Here is a 17,574-nt window from a genome sequence, read left to right on the forward strand (position 1 = left end):
CTCCGCGAGTCCGAGTGTGTGGAAGCAGCCCCTCACCCCAACCCTCTCCCCGTAAGAACGGGGAGAGGGAGAGGCGAGCAGCTCATTACCTCTCGTTCGTAAACACGATCGTGCCCGACGCGGCGAACATGCCGCCGACGCCGTGACACACCGAAATCTTCGCATTCGCGACCTGCGCTGGCGCAATACCGCGCATCTGCCGCACGCTCTCCTGAAGCGCATACATGCCGTACATGCCCGAATGCATGTAGCTCAAGCCGCCGCCATTGGTGTTGAGCGGCAGCTTGCCGCCTGGCCGCGTGTTGCCGTCGGCGATGAACTTGCCGGTCTCCTCGTGCGGCATGAAGCCGAGATCGCCGAGGCCGAACAGCGGTAGATGCGCAAACGCGTCGTAGATCATGAGATGGTCGACGTCCTTGTGCGCGATACCAGCCTCCTTGAAGGCGAGGGGACCGGCGGTCTTGAACGCGCGCGAGGAGTTGAACGTCTCCATCTGGCTGACCATCGGCGTCTCCACGCTCTCGCCGGTGCCCATGATGTAGACGGGCTTGCGCGGAAAATCCCTGGCGCGGTCCGCCGAGGTCAGGATCAGCGCGCCGCCGCCGTCGGTGACGAGGCAGCATTGCAGCAGGCGGAACGGATAGGCGATCATGCGCGAGTTGAGGACGTCGGCGACCGTGATCGGATCCTTCATCATCGCGCGCGGATTCTTGGCCGCCCATTCCCGCTGCACCACCGCGACCGAGGCGAGTTGCTCGTGCGTGATGCCATAGGTCTTCATGAAGCGCAGCACGGGAATCGGGAACATGCTGGGCGGGCCGTAGACGCCAAACGGCGCCTCGAACTGGCCTTGCAGGCTGTCGGGGGGAATCGAGCGCGGCGCCTTGCCGATCATCGACTTGCCGCTCTCGGCATGGGTGATCAGCACGGTCTTGCACAGGCCGGCCTCGATCGCAGCCGCGGCATGGCGGACGTGCAGCATGAAGGAGCAGCCACCGACCGAGGTGCCGTCCACCCAGGTCGGCTTGATGCCGAGGTAGTGGCAGACCTGCTGCGGCGTTTCGACCGCGGTGGCGAAACCGTCGATGTCCGACAGCTTCAGGCCGGCATCGGCGATGGCATTGAGCGCCGCATCCGCGTGAAGCTGGAGCTGCGAGGCGTTGGGGATGACACCGAGCTCGGTGGTCTCGGCCGCGCCGACGACGGCAACCTGGTTGCTGCGCATGGTCTATCCCTTCGCCGGACGGAATACGGGGAGGGTGACCTTATCGTCGAGCGCCTCGAAGGCGACCTCGAGTTTCATGTCGAGCTCGAGCGCCTCCGGTGTCTGCGGGCAGTCGATGATGTTGCTCATCATCCGCGGACCCTCGTCGAGCTCGACTACCGCGATCGCGTAAGGCGGCGTGAAGCCGGGCGCGGCGGGACGGTGGTTGATCACGTAGCTGTAGAGAAAGCCCTTGCCGCCCGCCTTGAAGATGCTGACCTTGCGCGAGGCGCAGGACGGGCAGAACGGGCGTGGCGGGAAATAGACATGCGCACAGGCGTCGCAGCGTTGCAGGCGCAACTCGCCTGCCTTGGTGCCGTCCCAGAAATGCTGGGTCTCGGGCGTCGGTTTCGGTCGCGCGCGCTGCGGTTCGGCCATCTCGGCAGGTCCTCCCAAGGCCAAGCTAAGCCCGGCTGTTGCGATCTTGATGCGACAATCGACCATGGCGCGTCAACGGTCCAGCAATGCGCATGCATGCCATCATGCGCACAATGCTTGTGTCGAAGTGAGGCAGCGCTATACATTGCGCGCAAATATTCCGTGAGACAGACATGCCCGATTTTTCGACACTGAAGAAGCTCGCCGAAGACCTCGAAAGCGGCCGCACCAGCTCCCGCAAGCTAGTCGAGGCTTGCATCGCCAAAATCGCCGATCCGGCCGGCGAGGGGCAGCGTGCCTTCATCCATGTCGACAAGGACGCCGCGCTTGTGGCGGCGGATGCGATGGACGGTTTGCGCAAGGTGAAGGCGGCGCCGTCGCGCTACGCCGGTATCCCGGTCTCGATCAAGGATCTCTTCGACATCAAGGGGCAGGTGACGCGCGCCGGCTCCCGCGCGCTCGACGATTCCTCGCCAGCCGAACAGGATGCCCCCACGGTGGCGCGGCTGCGCAAGGCCGGCTTCGTCGTGATCGGGCGCACCAACATGACCGAGTTCGCCTATTCCGGCATCGGCATCAATCCGCATTACGGCACGCCAAAGGGCGCCTGGAACCGGGCCGAGGGCCACGTGCCCGGCGGTTCGTCTTCGGGTGCCGCGGTCTCTGTGCTCGACGGCATGGCGCATGGCGCGCTCGGCACCGACACCGGCGGCTCCTGCCGGATTCCGGCGGCCTATAACGGCATCGTCGGCTACAAGCCGACGCAGCGGCGCGTGCCGCTCGATGGGGCTGTGCCGCTGTCGTTCTCGCTCGACAGCATCGGGCCGCTGGCACGATCGGTCAGTTGCTGTGCCATTCTCGACGCCGTGCTCGCCAACGAGCCGATCGCCCCGCTGAAGCCTCGCCCGGTCAAGGGCATGCGGCTGGCGGTGCCGACCACGATCGCGCTCGACGACCTCGATGCGGCCGTGGCCGGGACATTCGAGCGGGCGCTCAAGAGCCTTGCCGATCACGGTGCGATCATCGAGCGCATCGAGATGGCCGAATTCCACGACATCGGACCGATGAACGCCAAGGGCGGCTTTGCGGCTTCCGAAAGCTATGCCTGGCATCGCTACCTCCTCACGTCCAAGGGCGACGTCTACGATCCCAGAGTCTCCGTGCGCATCATGCGCGGCGAGGCGCAGAGCGCGGCGGACTACATCGATCTTCTCAACGAGCGCCGCTCGCTGATCGCCCGCGTCAATGCGCGCATCGCTCCCTATGACGCGCTGGTGCTGCCGACCACCGCCAACACGCCGCCGAAAATTGCGGATCTTGCCGACGACAAGGCGTTCACCAGGGAAAACCTGCGGGCGCTCCGCAATTGCACCCTGATCAACATGATCGACGGCTGCGCCATCTCGCTGCCTGCGCATCGCGAGGGCGAGATTCCGGTCGGCCTGATGCTGGCGGGCGCGGGCGGATCGGACCGCCGTATCTTCGAGCTTGCTGCCGGCATGGAGGCCGTAATTCGTGTTTGACCTGACTTTCACCGTCGACGCCCAGGACACCACCACGCCGCTGACGCTGGCGATCGACCAGATGGTCATCGCCGGCTGGACCGGCCGCGATCCGGTCGCGCGCGACAAGCACATTGCCGAGCTGCAGGAGATGGGTATCGCCCCGCCAGCCTCGACGCCGATCTACTATCGCGCCTCGGCGCGGCGCCTGACAATGGAAGACAGCATCGAGTGCACTGGCGGCGATTCCAGCGGCGAGGTCGAGTTCGTGCTGATCGGCTGGCAGGGTCGCATTTTCGTCGGCTGCGGCTCCGACCACACCGACCGCAAGGTCGAGGCCTACAACGTCACGGTGTCCAAGCAGATGTGCGACAAGCCGATCTCCTCAACGCTGTGGGAGCTCGAGGACGTCATCGGCCATTGGGACAGGATGATCCTGCGCTCCTGGGCCACCATCAAGGGCGAGCGCGTGCTCTACCAGGAGGGCACGCTCGACGCGATGCTTCCGGTGGTTGACTTGATCGCGCGTGGCTTCGAGAGTGGAAAATTCCCCGACGGCTGCGCCATGTTCGGCGGTACGTTTGCAGCGAAAGGCGGTATCCGCCCCGCCGACCGTTTCGATTTCGAGCTGGAAGATCCCGTGCTGAGGCGGACGATCAAGCACGGCTACGACGTGGTGACGCTGCCGGTGAGGGGCTAAGGCGCCTCCGCACCGTCATTGCGAGCGAAGCGAAGCAATCCAGACTGGTTCTGCGCAGGGATTCTGGATTGCTTCGTCGCAAGCGCTCCTCGCAATGACGGGGAGAGAGTCGGAAATCGGGTGGTAGAGGACGGGGCGGTCCTGCGAAGATCAGAGCCATGACAGCTACAGCACGCAAATTGCGTCAATCTGCGGCAGCCGACCCCGCCGCTCATGTCGATACCCTCGACTGGCCCCAGATCACCGCCGAACTCGACACGCACGGCTGCGCTGTCCTGAAGGGCCTGCTCACGCCGGACCAATGCCGCGCCGTCGCCGCGCTCTATCCCGACGACGCCAACTTCCGCAGCCGCATCGTCATGGGCCGCCACGGCTTTGGCCGCGGCGAGTACAAATATTTCTCCTACCCGCTGCCCGACCTGATCGCGCAATTGCGCCCGGCGCTCTACGCGCATCTCCAGGGCGTCGCCAATCGCTGGAACGAGGCGATGGGAATCGACATCCGCTACCCCGCCGAACACGCAGCGTTCCTGAAGCGCTGCCACCAGGCAGGGCAGGCGCGGCCGACGCCGCTGCTGCTGCAATATGAAGCCGGCGATTTCAACTGCCTGCATCAGGATCTCTATGGCGAGCACGTGTTCCCGCTGCAGGTCGCGATCCTCTTGTCCGAGCCCGGCCGCGATTTTGCCGGCGGCGAGTTCGTGCTGACCGAGCAGCGCCCGCGCATGCAGTCCCGTGCCGAGGTGGTTCCGCTCGCGCAGGGCGACGCGGTCGCCTTCGCTGTGCATCACCGTCCGGTGCAGGGGACACGCGGCACCTACCGCGTTAATCTCCGCCATGGCGTCAGCCGGATTCGCTCTGGCCAGCGCCACACGCTGGGTGTGATCTTTCACGATGCCAAATAAGCGCTGCCGCTGATGGCGGATTTGTTCGATAGCGTCGCCGAAGCCCAGCCGTCGCGCGAGGAGATCGCAGACGGCGCCGTGCTGTTGCGCGGCTTCGTCAAGCCGATCGAAAGCGAGTTGATCGAAGCGGTGCGCGCCATCGTGGCGCAGTCGCCGTTCCGCCGCATGACCACGCCCGGCGGTCATTTGATGTCGGTCGCCATGACCAATTGCGGCGAGCGCGGCTGGATCACCGATCATACCGGTTACCGCTATGATCCGATCGACCCGAAAACCGGTGCGCCATGGCCCGCCATGCCGTCCGTGCTGCGTGATCTCGCCGGCCGTGCGGCCGAGCAGGGCAGTTTCAAAGACTTCGCGCCCGATGCCTGCCTCGTCAACCGCTACGAGCCCGGCACGCGGCTGTCATTGCATCAGGACAAGGACGAGCTGGATTATTCGGCGCCGATCGTCTCGGTCTCGCTCGGCCTGCCCGCGACGTTCCTGTTCGGCGGCATGGCACGCAACGACAAGCCGCGTCGCTTCCGGCTCGTCCATGGCGATGTCGTAGTCTGGGGCGGGCCGTCACGGCTCGCCTATCACGGCGTCGCGCCGCTCGCCGACGGCGAGCATGCGCTGCTCGGGCGCACGCGGGTCAATCTGACCTTCCGCAGGACGCGCTAGTCGATCTCCTCATCCTGAGGAGCGCGCCAGTTGGCGCGCGTCTCGAAGGATGAAGGCCGAGCTGCAGCAGCGGGGCCTTCATGGTTCGAGACGGCGCTCACGCGCCTCCTCACCATGAGGATCGTCATCACGGCTTCGGCGGGTGAATGAACGCCCACGGGCTGACTTCCGAATCCCGCGTCACTTCCACCGAGATCAGATACGGCCCGCCATGGGCCAGCGCCGTCTCCATCGCCGCCTTGAACTGGTCCGGCGCGGTGACGCGTGCAGCCGCGACGCCAAAGGACTCCGCGAGCTTGACGAAATCCGGATTGACCAGGTCGGACGCCACCACGCGGCCGTCAAAACGTTCGCGCTGGTCGCGGCGGACATTGCCGTAGGCGTTGTTGTTGAACACCAGCGTCACCACGCCGATGTTGAACTGCACGGCGGTGGCGAGCTCCTGCACGCCGAACATGAAGCCGCCATCGCCGGTGATCGCCACCACCGGCTTGTCGGGATTGGCGACCTTGGCCCCGAGCGCGGTGGGGAAGCCCGAGCCGAGCGTGCCCTGATAGCCTGATGTGATGAAGGTGCGCGGCTCGTAGATCGGAAAGCCGTACCAGGAGGCGAAGCCGAACTGGGACAATTCATCGGTCACGATCGCGTTCGCCGGCAGCACCTCGCGCAGGATGTTGAGATAGGCCATCTGCGGCTGGATGCGCTGGATCTCGGCTTGGGCCGTCGCAGTCGCCTCGCGGATGTCTCCCCGCCGGCCGCTGGTCCTCGCATAGCCGGCCTTCTTCACGGCTGTGACGAGATCGGCCGTGCCGGCTTTGGCGTCGGCGACGATAGCGACATCGGAGGCAAGCCGTCGCATCTCGGCCGGGTCGATATCGACACGAATGGATTTCAGCCCCTTCGGCTGATACGGCCAGCGGAAGCCCGACGCCGGCAGCTCGGCGCGCGTGCCGATCGCGATCATCAGATCGGTCGTCGGCCACAGCTTGTAGGCCGCCGCCATGGTCAGGCCGAGCTCATGCGCATTGGAGACGATGCCGCGGCCGCTGCGGAAGGCGACGACAGGCGCGTCGATCATCTCGGCGAGTTCGAGAATCTCCTCGCGCGCTTCGATCGCGCCGCTGCCGACGAAGATCATCGGCGCCTTGCTGTTCCTGATCAGCGCGGCCGCCTGCTTGATCATATCAGGATCGGGCCGCGGCGCGGGCAAGGGATCCAGCACCTGTGCGGCGGCCGTGTCCGCGCGCTGGGTGAAGACGTCCCAGGGCATCTCGACCGAGGCGGGGCCGCGCCGTCCGGACGTCATCTCCTGGAAGGCGCGCGCAACCGTGGTTGGCGCGTTGCCGGGATATTCGATGCGGTCCGCCCATTTCACATAGGTGCGCAAGGTCGCGAGCTGGTCCGGCATCTCGTGCAGATGGCCGCGGCCCTTGCCGAGAAATTGCGTCGGCACCTGGCCGGTGACGCATAGCACCGGCTCGTTGCAGCCGAAGGCGGTGAGCAGCGCGGCGCTGGCGTTGAGCACGCCGGGACCCGGCACCACGCTGAACACGCCGGGCCTGCCGCTGGAGCGGGCATAGCCGAATGCCATGTAGCCGCAGGCCTGCTCGTGCCGCGCGCCAATCACCTTGAGCTGCGCCTGGTGGAAGGCGTCGAACAGGCCGTAGACCTGCGCGCCGGGCAGTCCGAACACGGTGTCGACGCCGTGGGCGACAAGGCCGCTTACGATCGCTTCGCCGCCGGTGAGGGTGGTCATGGCACTATTCCATTTCAATCAGTGTTCAGGCTTCGTCGACGACGCCGTTGCGTAAGGTTCCGATGCCCTCGGCCGCGATTTCAACGACATCGCCGGGCTTCAGATAACGCGGCGGATCGAACCGCGCCCCGGCGCCGGTGGGCGTGCCCGTGACGATGACGTCGCCGGGAACGAGCGTTGCGAAGGTCGAGATATAGCTGATGAGATAGCGGAACGGAAACATCAGCCTGCTGGTGCGGTCGTCCTGCCGCAGCTCGCCGTTGACATGCGTGGTGAGGCGGATGTCGGCGATCTGCGATTCCTGCGTGTAGGGCACCAGCCACGGGCCGAGGCTGCCGCTGGAATCGAAGTTCTTGCCCTGCGTGACATTGAACTTGGCATGGCGCAGCCAGTCGCGCACCGAGCCTTCGTTGCAGAGCGTCAGCGCGGCGATGTAGTCGAGCGCAGAACTTTCAGCAATGTGCCGGCCCGCCTTGCCGATCACCAGCACGATCTCGCCCTCATAGTCGAGCTGCGCGGAGGCGCGCGGGCGCACCAGCGGCGTGTCATGGCCGACGAAGGAGCGCGGCGAGCGCATGAACATGCTCGGATATTTCGGCGCGTCCTGGCCGTCCTTGTACTCGGCATTGCGATCAGGATAGTTGACGCCGATGCAGATGATCTTTTCCGGCGCGGGCACCGGCGGCAGCCAGGTGACGTCACCGAGCGCGTGATCGGGCGTGCGGCCGGCGGCCTCCTCGGCGAGGCTCGCGAGCTTTCCTGCCGCGATTACCTCGCGCAGCGTCGGATAGTCTTTGGCGTGGCGAAGGGAGAGATCGACGATGCCGTCGTCGACGACGGCGCCGTAGCGGATTGCACCCTTGACGGAATAGGTGGAGAGGTGAGGGAGGGTCATTGCTTAATCCGCCACCAACACGTCGGCCACGAACTTCGGCTCACGCACGGCTTGCCCGGAGAACGGCGAGCCCTGCTCGAACCAGGAGCGCGGGGCGGGCGCACCCCACAATGTCTGGCGACGCGGATCGCGCAGCGACCAGCGCAGCGGCTCGTGGTCGTGATCGCCGGTGAAATAGTCGCTGGTATAGAGCTCCAGACGGTGTCCATCGGGATCGCGAACATAAAGGAAGAACGCGTTCGAGATGCCGTGGCGGCCGGGACCACGCTCGATGTTCTTCACGAAGCCCTGCGAGGCCATGACGTCGCAGAGATGGATGATGTTCATCGCCGTCGGCGTCCAGTACGCGAAGTGGTGCAGCCGCGGGCCCTTGCCGTTGGTGATGGCGAAATCGTGGACATTGCCCTTGCGATGCATCCAGGCCGCGGCGATGCGCCCGTTCGGTCCGTCCTCCTCGGCGTATTCGGTGAGGCGAAAGCCGAGCCGGGCATAGAATTCAACGGTGTCCTGCACCTCGGCGGCGAAAACGTTGAAATGGTCGAGCCGCTGCGGATGGCAGCCCCTGTAGAGGTCGTAGCGGCGCAGCAGATGCGGCCGCCGCTCCATCGATGCATACAGCTCGATCTGGAAGCCGAAGGGATCGGTGAATTGCAGCGTCCGGCCCTGGAAGGGCTGATCGGCGAAGGCGTAGCCCAGGCCGTTCTCGGACAGGAACTTTGCGGCCTTGTCCAGATCCCCGTCATTGCCGACCTTGAAACCGAGCCGGTTGCAGGCAGGCGCCGCCGCCTTGCGCAACACCAGTGAGTGATGCTGATGTTCCTCAGCGGCGCGCAAATAGACGACCTTGTCGTCGGCGTCCTCGACATGCAGGCCGACAACGCTTTCATAGAACTCGCGGCTGAGCTTCAGATCGGTCACGTCCAGCACGGCGTGGCTGGAGCGGATGATGTTGAACGGCGGCTCGAAGATATGTTGCGGTACGGGCATTGCGTTTCCCCTCTCGGCCCTTGTCATTCCGGGGCGCGGAGCGCGAGCCCGGAATCCATTCTTCCACTAACTCTGCTGCGCGATGGATTCCGGGTTCGGCTCTTCGAGCCGCCCCGGAATGGCAGTTAAATTCCCAGCTTCTGAATCTTGTGCGTGCCCCGCGCCAGCGAGACGTGCTTGGTTTCCATGTAGAAGTCGAACGAATAGTCGCCGCCGTCGCGGCCGATGCCTGAAGCCTTCATGCCGCCGAACGGCGTCGGCAGATGGCGGACGTTTTCCGAGTTCAGCCAGATCATGCCGGCCTCCAGCGCATCCGCGACACGCAACGCGCGGCCGACATCGTTGGTCCAGACATAGCCGGTCAGGCCGTAGCGAATGTCGTTGGCGATCTCGATCGCGCCTGCTTCGTCCTTGAAGGGCAGCACGGTGAGGAAGGGGCCGAACACCTCTTCCTGCGCCACGCGCATCTTGCCGTGTGCGCCGGTCACCAAAGTCGGCTCGACATAATGTCCGCCACCCGGGCCGTCATAGGCCTTGCCGCCCACGGCAATCGTCGCGCCGTCCTGGCGTGCGACGTCGAAATAGGAGCAGACCTTCGCCAGATGCCGCTCATGAATCAGCGGGCCGATCTCGGTGGCGGGATCGAGGGGATGACCGACCTTCAGCGCCTTGACGCGCGCTGTCAGCTTCTCCACGAATTTCTCCGCGATGCCGGCTTGGATCAGCAGGCGGCTCGACGACGTGCAGCGCTCGCCGTTGAGCGAGTAGATCATGAACACGACGGCATCGAGCGCGCGGTCGAGATCGGCGTCGTCGAACACGATCACCGGGTTCTTGCCGCCGAGTTCGAAATGCACGCGCTTCAGGGTCGGCGCGCCCTGAATCATGATCGCGGATCCCGTCGAGCTTTCGCCGACGAAGCCGATCGCCTTGATGGCGGGATGCTCGGTCAGCGCCTTGCCGGCCTCTTCGCCAAAGCCGTGCACGGTGTTGAGCACGCCGTCGGGCACGCCGGCTTCCTTGACGAGCTTCGCGAGAATAGCCGCCGTGATCGGCGACCACTCCGCCGGCTTGTGCACGACGGTGCATCCCGCCGCGAGGGCAGGCGCGATCTTCCAGGTCGAGAGCATGAACGGCGTATTCCACGGCGTGATAACGCCGACCGGGCCGATCGGCACGCGGGTCGAGACGTTCCAATGCTCGTCGCTCGGCGTGTTCTGGCCGTCGCGCGCCTCGCCGCATCGATCGGCAAAGAAGCGGAAGTTCTCGGCGGCGCGGATCGCAGCCTTGGCCATGAAGCGATAGGCCTGGCCGGTGTCGATGCATTCGAGCACCGCGATGTCCTCGGCATTGTCCTCGATGGCGTCGGCGACGCGATGCAGCAGCTTCTTCCGCATCGCTGGGCCCATGTCGCGCCAGGATTTGAAGGCGAGGGCGGCAGCGGTGGCGGCGCGATCGACGTCCTCGGCATTGCCGCGGGCGACGCTCGCGAGCGTGGCGCCGTCGACCGGCGATTTCGTCTCGAAGGTCTCGCCCGAGATTGACGGCACGATCTTGCCGTCGATCATGTGGCCGATGCCGTCTGCACGCAGCCTCTTCAGCAGCGGCGCGACGCGGTCGCGGTTGGCCTGGAACACATCGGTTTTCGGCGTGGGCTTATCCATGGGCGGCCTCCGCTTTCAGGGCGTCGTGGATGTTGTTGCGCTTCCAGCTCGTGTCCTTGTCGTTGATCTGCATGTCGAACGAGAGCGCGAATTTCGAGCTTGCGAAGACGGGATCGAGATGGCGGGAGAGCGCCTGGAAGATTTGCTCGCCGGCTTTCTTGCGGGTGGCAAGTTCACGGCCTTCGCCGATGCGCAGCACCATGTCGAGAAAGCCGTAGTCCTGCCGCGCGTCCGCAATCGCATAATGCTCGCATCTGACGGCGCGGACGCGGATGCCCCCGAGCGGGAAGATGCCGGTCTCGACCGCCGCCTTGCGCACCACCTCGCACGCCGCGCCGATGTCGAGGCGGTCGTCGAGATTGGCCGAATATTCGATCGTGAAATGCGGCATCGCGGTTTCACTCCCTGTTTTTTTGTTCGTCTAGGCGAAGTAGCAGCTCACCGAGCCGTAGGCGCCATAATCGGCTTGAATTGTGTCGCCCTTGCGGGTCTCGATCGGACGGATGAAGGAGCCGGCCAGCACGATTTGTCCGGGCTCGAGCGCAAGGCCAAGCGGCGCGATCTTGTTGGCGAGCCAGGCAACAGCCGTTGCGGGATGATTGAGCACGCCGGCGGCAAGGCCAGTCTCTTCGAGCTGGCCATTCTTGAAACAGAGCGCGCCGATCCAGCGCAAATCGGCATCCAGCGGGCGGATCGGCCGTCCGCCGAGCACGATGCCGGCGTTCGCCGCGTTGTCGGCAATGGTGTCGAAGATTTTTCGCGTCGCCTTGGTCTGGGGATCGATGCGCTCGATGCGCGTGTCCAGAATCTCCAGCGCCGGCACCACGAAGTCGGTGGCGTTGAGCACGTCGAATAGCGTGCAGTCGGGGCCCGCGAGGCGCTTGCTCATGACGAAGGCGAGCTCGGCTTCCACGCGCGTCGCGATGAAGCGCTCCGTCGGGACGAGGCCACCATCGGCAAAGAACATGTCGTCGAGCAACACGCCGGAATCCGGCTCGTTGATCCCAAGCGCGCTCTGCATCGCCTTCGAGGTCAGGCCGATCTTGTGTCCCTTGACGACGCGCCCCTCGGCGATCTTGACCTCGACCCAGGCCTTCTGAATCGCGTAGGCGTCAGCGATGCTGATGTCGGGAAAGTCCTGCGAGAGCTGCCGGATCTGCGTACGGGTCTTCTCCGCCTGATGCAGACGGTTCGCGCAAGCTCGGATATCGTCGTTTGAAAGCGCCATGTGTAATCTTACAAATCGTGGTGCCGGAAGATACTTAACATGTTAAGTGAATGCGTCAAACACAATTTGGCTTGCTGCACTGCAAACGTTTCGCAGCTTGAAGGGGCGTCATGGTGAAGAGACCGGCTGATCTTGCGAACGGAAGCGAGCCCGCCGTGCGGCAGGTGCCGATGCGCGACTTCTCGCGTTCGCTGCCGATGTCGCTGCTGCGGGCGCGCGAAGCGGTGATGCGGCAATTCCGTCCCTCCTTGCGTGAGCATGGCCTGACCGAGCAGCAATGGCGCATCCTGCGCGCGCTCGCGGCGATCGACACGGTCGAGGTCACGGAACTCGCGCGCACGGCGTTCCTGCTCGGACCGAGCCTCTCGCGCATCCTGCGCGATCTGGAGGCGCGCAGCCTGATCGAGCGCAAGACCGCGAAGGCGGACCAGCGCCGCAGCATGGTTTCGATCTCGGAAAAAGGCGTGAAGCTGATGGCCTCGGTGGCGCCGTCCTCCGAAGCGATCTATGCGGAGATCACGCGACGCTTCGGCGCACGCAAGCTCGTCGAGTTGCAGGAGATGCTCGGCGAACTCGAACAGAGTCTCGCAGGGCTCGGCGCAAGCGAGGAGGCAAGTGCCGAGGAGTGAAAGCAGATATGCGCAAGCGCGTAGCGACAGCAATGGACATTGACGCGCTTTTTCGCTCAAAGTGCCGCCCAAGCCGATAGCTCGAAAATCGGCGCGCCGGAACGGATAGCGCCGTCTTTGCCAAGTGAAACCTTGCGTCATCGCGAGCGTAGCGCGGCAGTCGGGTTCGCGCTAATAACGGCATCGTGCTGTCGCGGCGCTCGTCATGGTGACGAAGGTCCAAAACAAAGAAGGAAGGCAACGTGGCGAACAAGGTCAAGGAAATCTGGAAGTCGGGCAAGGCCGTGGTCAACGCGTGGCTCGCGATTCCCTCCGGCTTCTCGGCCGAGATGATCGCGCAATGCGGCTTCGACAGCGTCACCGTCGACATGCAGCACGGCGTGCAGGATTATCTGTCGATGGTGCAGTGCTTCCAGGCGATGGACAAGCATCCGATCACGCCGATGGTCCGAGTGCCCTGGAACGAGCCCGGCATCATCGGCAAGGTGCTCGATGGCGGCGCCTACGGCGTGATCTGCCCGATGGTCAACACGCCGCAGGAAGCCAGGAACCTCGTCTCCTATTCCAAGTACCCGCCGAAGGGCGTGCGCTCCAACGGTCCGATCCGCGCCGGCATGTATGGCACCGCGGGCTCCTACCAGAAGACGGCGAACGACGACATCGTGCTGCTGCCGATGATGGAGACCAGGACAGCGGTCGAGAACATGGAAGCGATCTTCGACGTCGAAGGCATCGACGGCGTCTATATCGGCCCGTCCGACCTCGGCTTCTCCTACGGCCTCGAACCGAAGCTCGATCGCACCGAGCCCGAAATCCTCGCGATCTACGAGAAGATCGTCAAGGAGTGCGGCAAGCGCGGCCTCAACCCCGGCATCCATTGCAGCGGCGCCGAAGGTGCCGCGCGCGCCATCAACATGGGCTTCAAGCTGGTGACGCTGTCGAACGAGGTCGGCCTGATGACGACCTACGCCAAGATGCAGGTCAACGCCACCCGGAAGGATTCCGGCGGCAAGGCCTGAGAACTCTCTGTGTCCCGGACGCGGTGCGGCGCGTAGCGCCGCTCCGCAGAGCCGGGACCCAGAAGCCAGTGAAGCACATTACGTAAACAACTGGGGCCCCGGCTCAGCAGCGCACCGTTTCACGCTGCGCTGCGTCCGGGGCATGATAGTTTCGATACAGGAGACATCCCATGACCATCAGCCCCGTCATTCGCCTGCATCCCGATGATGGCGTGCTGATCGCGCGCGCAAGCCTGCCGCCGGGAACATCGGTGGCCGACGGCGTGACCACGGTCGAGCGCATTCCTTCCGGCCACAAGGTCGCGATCAAGCCGATCGCAGTCGGCGAGCCGGTGATACGTTATGGCCAGATCATCGGGTTTGCGACGGTGCCGATCGCGCCGGGCCAGCACGTGCACGTGCAGAACTGCGGCATGGGCGATTTCGCCAAGGACTATGCCTATTGCGCCGACGTCAAGCCGACGCCGAATTTCGATCTGCCGGCGAGCTTCGAGGGCATCCGCCGCCCGGACGGTCGCGTTGCCACGCGCAACTATATCGGCATCCTGACCTCGGTGAATTGCAGCGCGCATGTCGCAAGCCTCGTCGCCGACGTGTTCAAGAAAAATCCGTTCACCGGCGACAATCCGCTGGCCGATTTCCCCAATGTCGACGGCGTGGTCGCGCTGACCCACAAGACCGGCTGCGGCATGACGCAGAACGAGCCCCTGGCGCTGCTCCGCCGTACGCTCGGCGGCTATGCACGGCACGTGAACTTCTCTCATGTGATCGTACTCGGCCTCGGCTGCGAGGTGAATCAGATCGGCGGCCTGATGGAAGAACAGAAGCTCGCCGGCCGCCTGCGCGCGATGGACATCCAGGAGGTCGGCGGCACCCGCAAGACGGTGGAAGCGGGCATCGCCTTCGTGCGCGAGGCGCTCGCGGAGTCCAACAAGGTCAAGCGCGAGTCCGTGCCGGTGAGCGAGCTCACCGTGGCGCTGCAATGCGGCGGCTCGGATGGCTATTCCGGTGTCTCCGCCAACCCGGCGCTCGGTGCGGCCAGCGATCTCATCGTGCGTCATGGCGGCACCGTGATCCTGTCGGAGACGCCGGAGACCTATGGCGCCGAGCATCTGCTGACGCGCCGCGCCGTCAGCCGCGAGGTCGGCGAGAAGCTGGTCGATCTCATGCGCTGGTGGGACGAATACACGACGCGCGAAGGCGCCGAGATGAACGCCAATCCGAGCCCGGGCAACAAGGCCGGCGGTCTCACCACCATTTTGGAGAAGTCGCTCGGCGCGATGGCGAAGGCCGGCACCACCAACCTCGTCGAAGTGCTGCGCTACGCCGAACCCATTACCAAGAAGGGTTTCGTCTTCATGGACACGCCCGGCTACGATCCCGTTGCCGCGACCGGGCAGGTCGCCGGCGGCGCCAATCTGGTCTGCTTCACCACGGGCCGCGGCAGCGTGTTCGGCTGCAAGCCGGCGCCCTCGATCAAGCTCGCCACCAACACGCCCATGTACAAGCGCATGGAAGAGGACATGGACGTCAATTGCGGCACCATCCTCGAAGGCGAGGAGAGCGTCCAGCAGTGCGGCCAGCGCATTTTCGATCTCATCCTCAAGACCGCGTCCGGACAGCCGACCAAGAGCGAGAGTTTTGATTTCGGCGGCGCCGAGTTCGCGCCATGGGTGCTGGGCGCGACGATGTAACCTCGTTGTTGCGCGCCGGCGGTAGCCCGACACTACAAGCGATGCTCCTAAGTAATGATACGGAGCCGTCAAGTGATCACGGGGGTTCCCGCGGTCACACCTGATTAACATCTTCTGCCGTAATCCCTGGGAGGATGCGAGCTCCACTCATTTGGAGCGTTCGCCCTTCGTGAGGATTCGTCAACGATGACGCGTGCGATACGGCCGACCGGCGTGGAAAATCTCCTCGGAGAGGAGGAGCTGATCGTGTCGAAGACCGACCTCAAGGGCCGCATCACCTACGCCAACGATGTCTTCATCCGTATGGCGCAGTACTCCTGGAAGGAGCTGATGGGCGCCCCCCACAGCCTGATCCGCCACCCCGAGATGCCACGCTCCGTCTTCAAGCTGCTGTGGGACACGCTCCAGTCCAGGCAGGAGATCTTCGCCTACGTCGTCAACCTCGCGAAGGACGGCAGCCATTACTGGGTGTTCGCCCACGTCACGCCGACATTCGACGAGCGTGGCGATATCGTCGGCTATCACTCCAACCGTCGCAGACCCGATCCCGCGCAGATCGAGCGTATCAAGCCGATCTACAAGGCGCTGTGCGCGGAAGAGGCGCGGCATGCCAATGCCAAGGACGGCATGCATGCGAGCTTCGAGGCGATGGTCGGGCTGCTCAAGCAACAGGGTGTCGGTTACGATGAATTTGTGCTCTCTCTCTAAGGCGCAGGGAGCGACCGCGCTCGCATCCGTTCTTGCCGTCGTCGCGTTCGTGCTCTCGCTCGCCGGTACGACCGGAGTTTCCGGCGCGGCGTTGCTTGGCGTCACGGTCGTGCTGCTCGTCTATGCCGTCTGGTGCCAGCACCGCACGGCGGTGGCCGTCGACGAGGTGGCAGGCGTGTGCCGCAAGGCCGCAGGTGGCGACCTCGAGGCGCGCATCCTCAGCATCCGCCAGGCCGGACGGATCGGCGCCATTCAGAAGTCGGTCAACGACATGCTCGACATCACCGATGCCTATTTGCGGGAAGCTTCTGCGTCGATGGACTATGCAAGCCGCGGCAAATATTTCCGCAAGATCCTCGCGCGCGGATTACCCGGCTCGTTCCGCCGTTCAGCCACCGTCATCAATTCCGGCACCGACAGCCTCGGCCGTCGCGTGGTCGAGATCGCGGACCTCGCAAAGCAGTTCGGCACCCATCTCGACCAGATCGCCGGCACTCTGATGGGCGCGGCAACCGATCTCGAATCCGACGCCGGCCAGATGGCGGCGGCGGCCGAGAAGACCAGCCAACAGACGTCCGGCGTGCTCAGTGCGTCCGACCAGGCCTCGCGCAACGTCGCCACCGTCGCCAGCGCCGCAGAGCAGCTCGCATCATCGATCGCCGAGATCAGCCGGCAGGTGGCCGGTTCGACCACGAGCACGGGGCGGGCGGTGAACGAAGCCAATCGTGCCGGCAGCGAGATTCGCATGCTTGCGGATGCAGCGATGCGGATTGGCGACGTGGTCAAGCTGATCAGCGAGATCGCCGAGCAGACCAATCTCTTGGCGCTCAACGCCACCATCGAGGCCGCGCGGGCAGGCGAGGCCGGCCGCGGCTTCGCCGTGGTCGCATCCGAGGTCAAGAGCCTCGCCAACCAGACCGCGAAGGCGACCGAGGAGATCAGCGCCAAAGTCGGCGAGATGCAGCAATCGACCACCAATTCGGTCGCCGCCGTCGAGGCAATCGCGCAGACCATCACCGAGATCAACGGCATCACCGCCTCGATCGCGGCCTCGATCGAGCAGCAGGGTCTCGCCACCCGTGAGATCGCCCGCAACGTCCAGGAAGCCTCGGCCGGTACCTCGCAAATGTCCTCCAACGTCACCGGCATCGGCGAAGCCGCCGCCGACACCGGCCGTGTGGCGAGCCGCGTCAACAGCGCCTCCGAACGCGTCCATGGCGAGGTCGAGACGCTCCGGCGCGAGGTGACGCAATTCCTGCAACGGCTGACGTCAGCGGCGTAGGGCCTTCGATGCAGATGCACTCTGCTAACCCTCTCCGCTTGTGGGAGAGGGTGGCTCGCCGCTCAGCAGGGAGACGGGCGAGGGGTCTCTCTCCGCGCGCACCTCTCACGCCGGAATTCGCGGAGACGTACCCCTCATCCGGCGCTTCGCGCCACCTTCTCCCACAAGGGGCCTGTTGCGTAATCCGTCAATTGTGATTCTCTAGGGCAAAGCCTTGGAGGAATGACGATGGCGGTGAAGCAGACGGGGCAGCCGAGTTTTATTGAGGCTTGGCTCCCGAAGGGAGCAGGTGCCAATGCA

17 protein-coding genes are annotated in these 17,574 nt (G+C 64.7%); 9 read left to right on the plus strand and 8 right to left on the minus strand.

Annotated features, from left to right (window positions below):
- Positions 1 to 85: 85 nt before the first annotated feature.
- The gene (locus ABIB91_RS18710) at positions 86 to 1,225 is read right to left on the minus strand and encodes a thiolase C-terminal domain-containing protein (protein WP_354127668.1); all 1,140 of its coding nucleotides are present in this window, start codon (positions 1,223 to 1,225) and stop codon (positions 86 to 88) included.
- 3 nt (positions 1,226 to 1,228) lie between these two features.
- On the minus strand, positions 1,229 to 1,642 hold the full coding sequence (locus ABIB91_RS18715) for a Zn-ribbon domain-containing OB-fold protein (protein WP_354162838.1): 414 nt from the start codon (positions 1,640 to 1,642) through the stop codon (positions 1,229 to 1,231).
- 173 nt (positions 1,643 to 1,815) lie between these two features.
- Here ABIB91_RS18715 and ABIB91_RS18720 point away from each other — a divergent pair, with 173 nt between their 5' ends.
- From ABIB91_RS18720 to alkB, 4 genes are all read left to right on the plus strand, one after another.
- Positions 1,816 to 3,165, plus strand: a complete 1,350-nt coding sequence (locus ABIB91_RS18720; RefSeq protein WP_219684727.1) for an amidase — start codon at positions 1,816 to 1,818, stop codon at positions 3,163 to 3,165.
- Positions 3,158 to 3,844, plus strand: a complete 687-nt coding sequence (locus ABIB91_RS18725; RefSeq protein ID WP_219684726.1) for a DUF2848 domain-containing protein — start codon at positions 3,158 to 3,160, stop codon at positions 3,842 to 3,844. The genes ABIB91_RS18720 and ABIB91_RS18725 overlap by 8 nt, the downstream gene beginning before the upstream one ends.
- Positions 3,845 to 4,002: 158 nt before the next feature.
- Positions 4,003 to 4,749, plus strand: a complete 747-nt coding sequence (locus ABIB91_RS18730; protein WP_354162833.1) for a 2OG-Fe(II) oxygenase — start codon at positions 4,003 to 4,005, stop codon at positions 4,747 to 4,749.
- A 9-nt stretch (positions 4,750 to 4,758) separates the two neighbouring features.
- The gene (alkB, locus tag ABIB91_RS18735) at positions 4,759 to 5,412 is read left to right on the plus strand and encodes a DNA oxidative demethylase AlkB (RefSeq protein WP_198288297.1); all 654 of its coding nucleotides are present in this window, start codon (positions 4,759 to 4,761) and stop codon (positions 5,410 to 5,412) included.
- A 127-nt stretch (positions 5,413 to 5,539) separates the two neighbouring features.
- On the opposite strand, the gene ABIB91_RS18740 is transcribed toward alkB, so the two are convergent.
- From ABIB91_RS18740 to hpaH, 6 genes are all read right to left on the minus strand, one after another.
- Complete coding sequence (locus tag ABIB91_RS18740; RefSeq protein WP_007593667.1) at positions 5,540 to 7,168, minus strand: thiamine pyrophosphate-dependent enzyme; 1,629 nt, start codon at positions 7,166 to 7,168, stop codon at positions 5,540 to 5,542.
- Positions 7,169 to 7,193: 25 nt separating this feature from the next.
- Complete coding sequence (locus ABIB91_RS18745) at positions 7,194 to 8,063, minus strand: fumarylacetoacetate hydrolase family protein (RefSeq protein ID WP_354162830.1); 870 nt, start codon at positions 8,061 to 8,063, stop codon at positions 7,194 to 7,196.
- A gap of 3 nt (positions 8,064 to 8,066) precedes the next feature.
- Positions 8,067 to 9,050, minus strand: a complete 984-nt coding sequence (hpaD, locus tag ABIB91_RS18750; RefSeq protein WP_007593664.1) for a 3,4-dihydroxyphenylacetate 2,3-dioxygenase — start codon at positions 9,048 to 9,050, stop codon at positions 8,067 to 8,069.
- 125 nt (positions 9,051 to 9,175) lie between these two features.
- Positions 9,176 to 10,714 (minus strand): 5-carboxymethyl-2-hydroxymuconate semialdehyde dehydrogenase, encoded by a 1,539-nt coding sequence (gene hpaE / locus ABIB91_RS18755; protein ID WP_354162826.1) that lies wholly within the window; start codon positions 10,712 to 10,714, stop codon positions 9,176 to 9,178.
- A complete protein-coding gene (locus ABIB91_RS18760; protein WP_354162823.1) occupies positions 10,707 to 11,105 on the minus strand; it encodes a 5-carboxymethyl-2-hydroxymuconate Delta-isomerase in 399 nt (132 codons plus the stop codon). Before ABIB91_RS18760 ends, hpaE begins: the two co-directional genes overlap by 8 nt.
- A gap of 30 nt (positions 11,106 to 11,135) precedes the next feature.
- The gene (gene hpaH, locus ABIB91_RS18765) at positions 11,136 to 11,942 is read right to left on the minus strand and encodes a 2-oxo-hept-4-ene-1,7-dioate hydratase (RefSeq protein WP_354162820.1); all 807 of its coding nucleotides are present in this window, start codon (positions 11,940 to 11,942) and stop codon (positions 11,136 to 11,138) included.
- A gap of 110 nt (positions 11,943 to 12,052) precedes the next feature.
- On the opposite strand from hpaH, the gene hpaR reads away from it, so the two are divergent.
- The 5 genes from hpaR to ABIB91_RS18790 all read left to right on the plus strand — a co-directional run bounded on the left by hpaR (position 12,053) and on the right by ABIB91_RS18790 (position 17,274).
- Positions 12,053 to 12,571 carry a homoprotocatechuate degradation operon regulator HpaR gene (gene hpaR, locus ABIB91_RS18770; protein WP_354162817.1) on the plus strand — a complete coding sequence of 173 codons (519 nt, stop codon included), beginning with the start codon at positions 12,053 to 12,055 and terminating at the stop codon, positions 12,569 to 12,571.
- 242 nt (positions 12,572 to 12,813) lie between these two features.
- Positions 12,814 to 13,590, plus strand: coding sequence for an HpcH/HpaI aldolase family protein (locus ABIB91_RS18775; RefSeq protein ID WP_007593655.1), 777 nt, complete (start codon positions 12,814 to 12,816; stop codon positions 13,588 to 13,590).
- 170 nt (positions 13,591 to 13,760) lie between these two features.
- Positions 13,761 to 15,284 (plus strand): UxaA family hydrolase, encoded by a 1,524-nt coding sequence (locus ABIB91_RS18780; RefSeq protein ID WP_354127661.1) that lies wholly within the window; start codon positions 13,761 to 13,763, stop codon positions 15,282 to 15,284.
- A gap of 186 nt (positions 15,285 to 15,470) precedes the next feature.
- Positions 15,471 to 15,992: a PAS domain-containing protein gene (locus tag ABIB91_RS18785; RefSeq protein ID WP_354162812.1), complete on the plus strand. Its 522-nt coding sequence runs from the start codon at positions 15,471 to 15,473 to the stop codon at positions 15,990 to 15,992.
- Complete coding sequence (locus ABIB91_RS18790) at positions 15,970 to 17,274, plus strand: methyl-accepting chemotaxis protein (protein ID WP_354162809.1); 1,305 nt, start codon at positions 15,970 to 15,972, stop codon at positions 17,272 to 17,274. Before ABIB91_RS18785 ends, ABIB91_RS18790 begins: the two co-directional genes overlap by 23 nt.
- Positions 17,275 to 17,574 lie beyond the last annotated feature (300 nt).

Origin of the sequence: Bradyrhizobium sp. JR4.3, assembly GCF_040547695.1 — a bacterium.
Lineage (GTDB): Bacteria > Pseudomonadota > Alphaproteobacteria > Rhizobiales > Xanthobacteraceae > Bradyrhizobium > Bradyrhizobium canariense.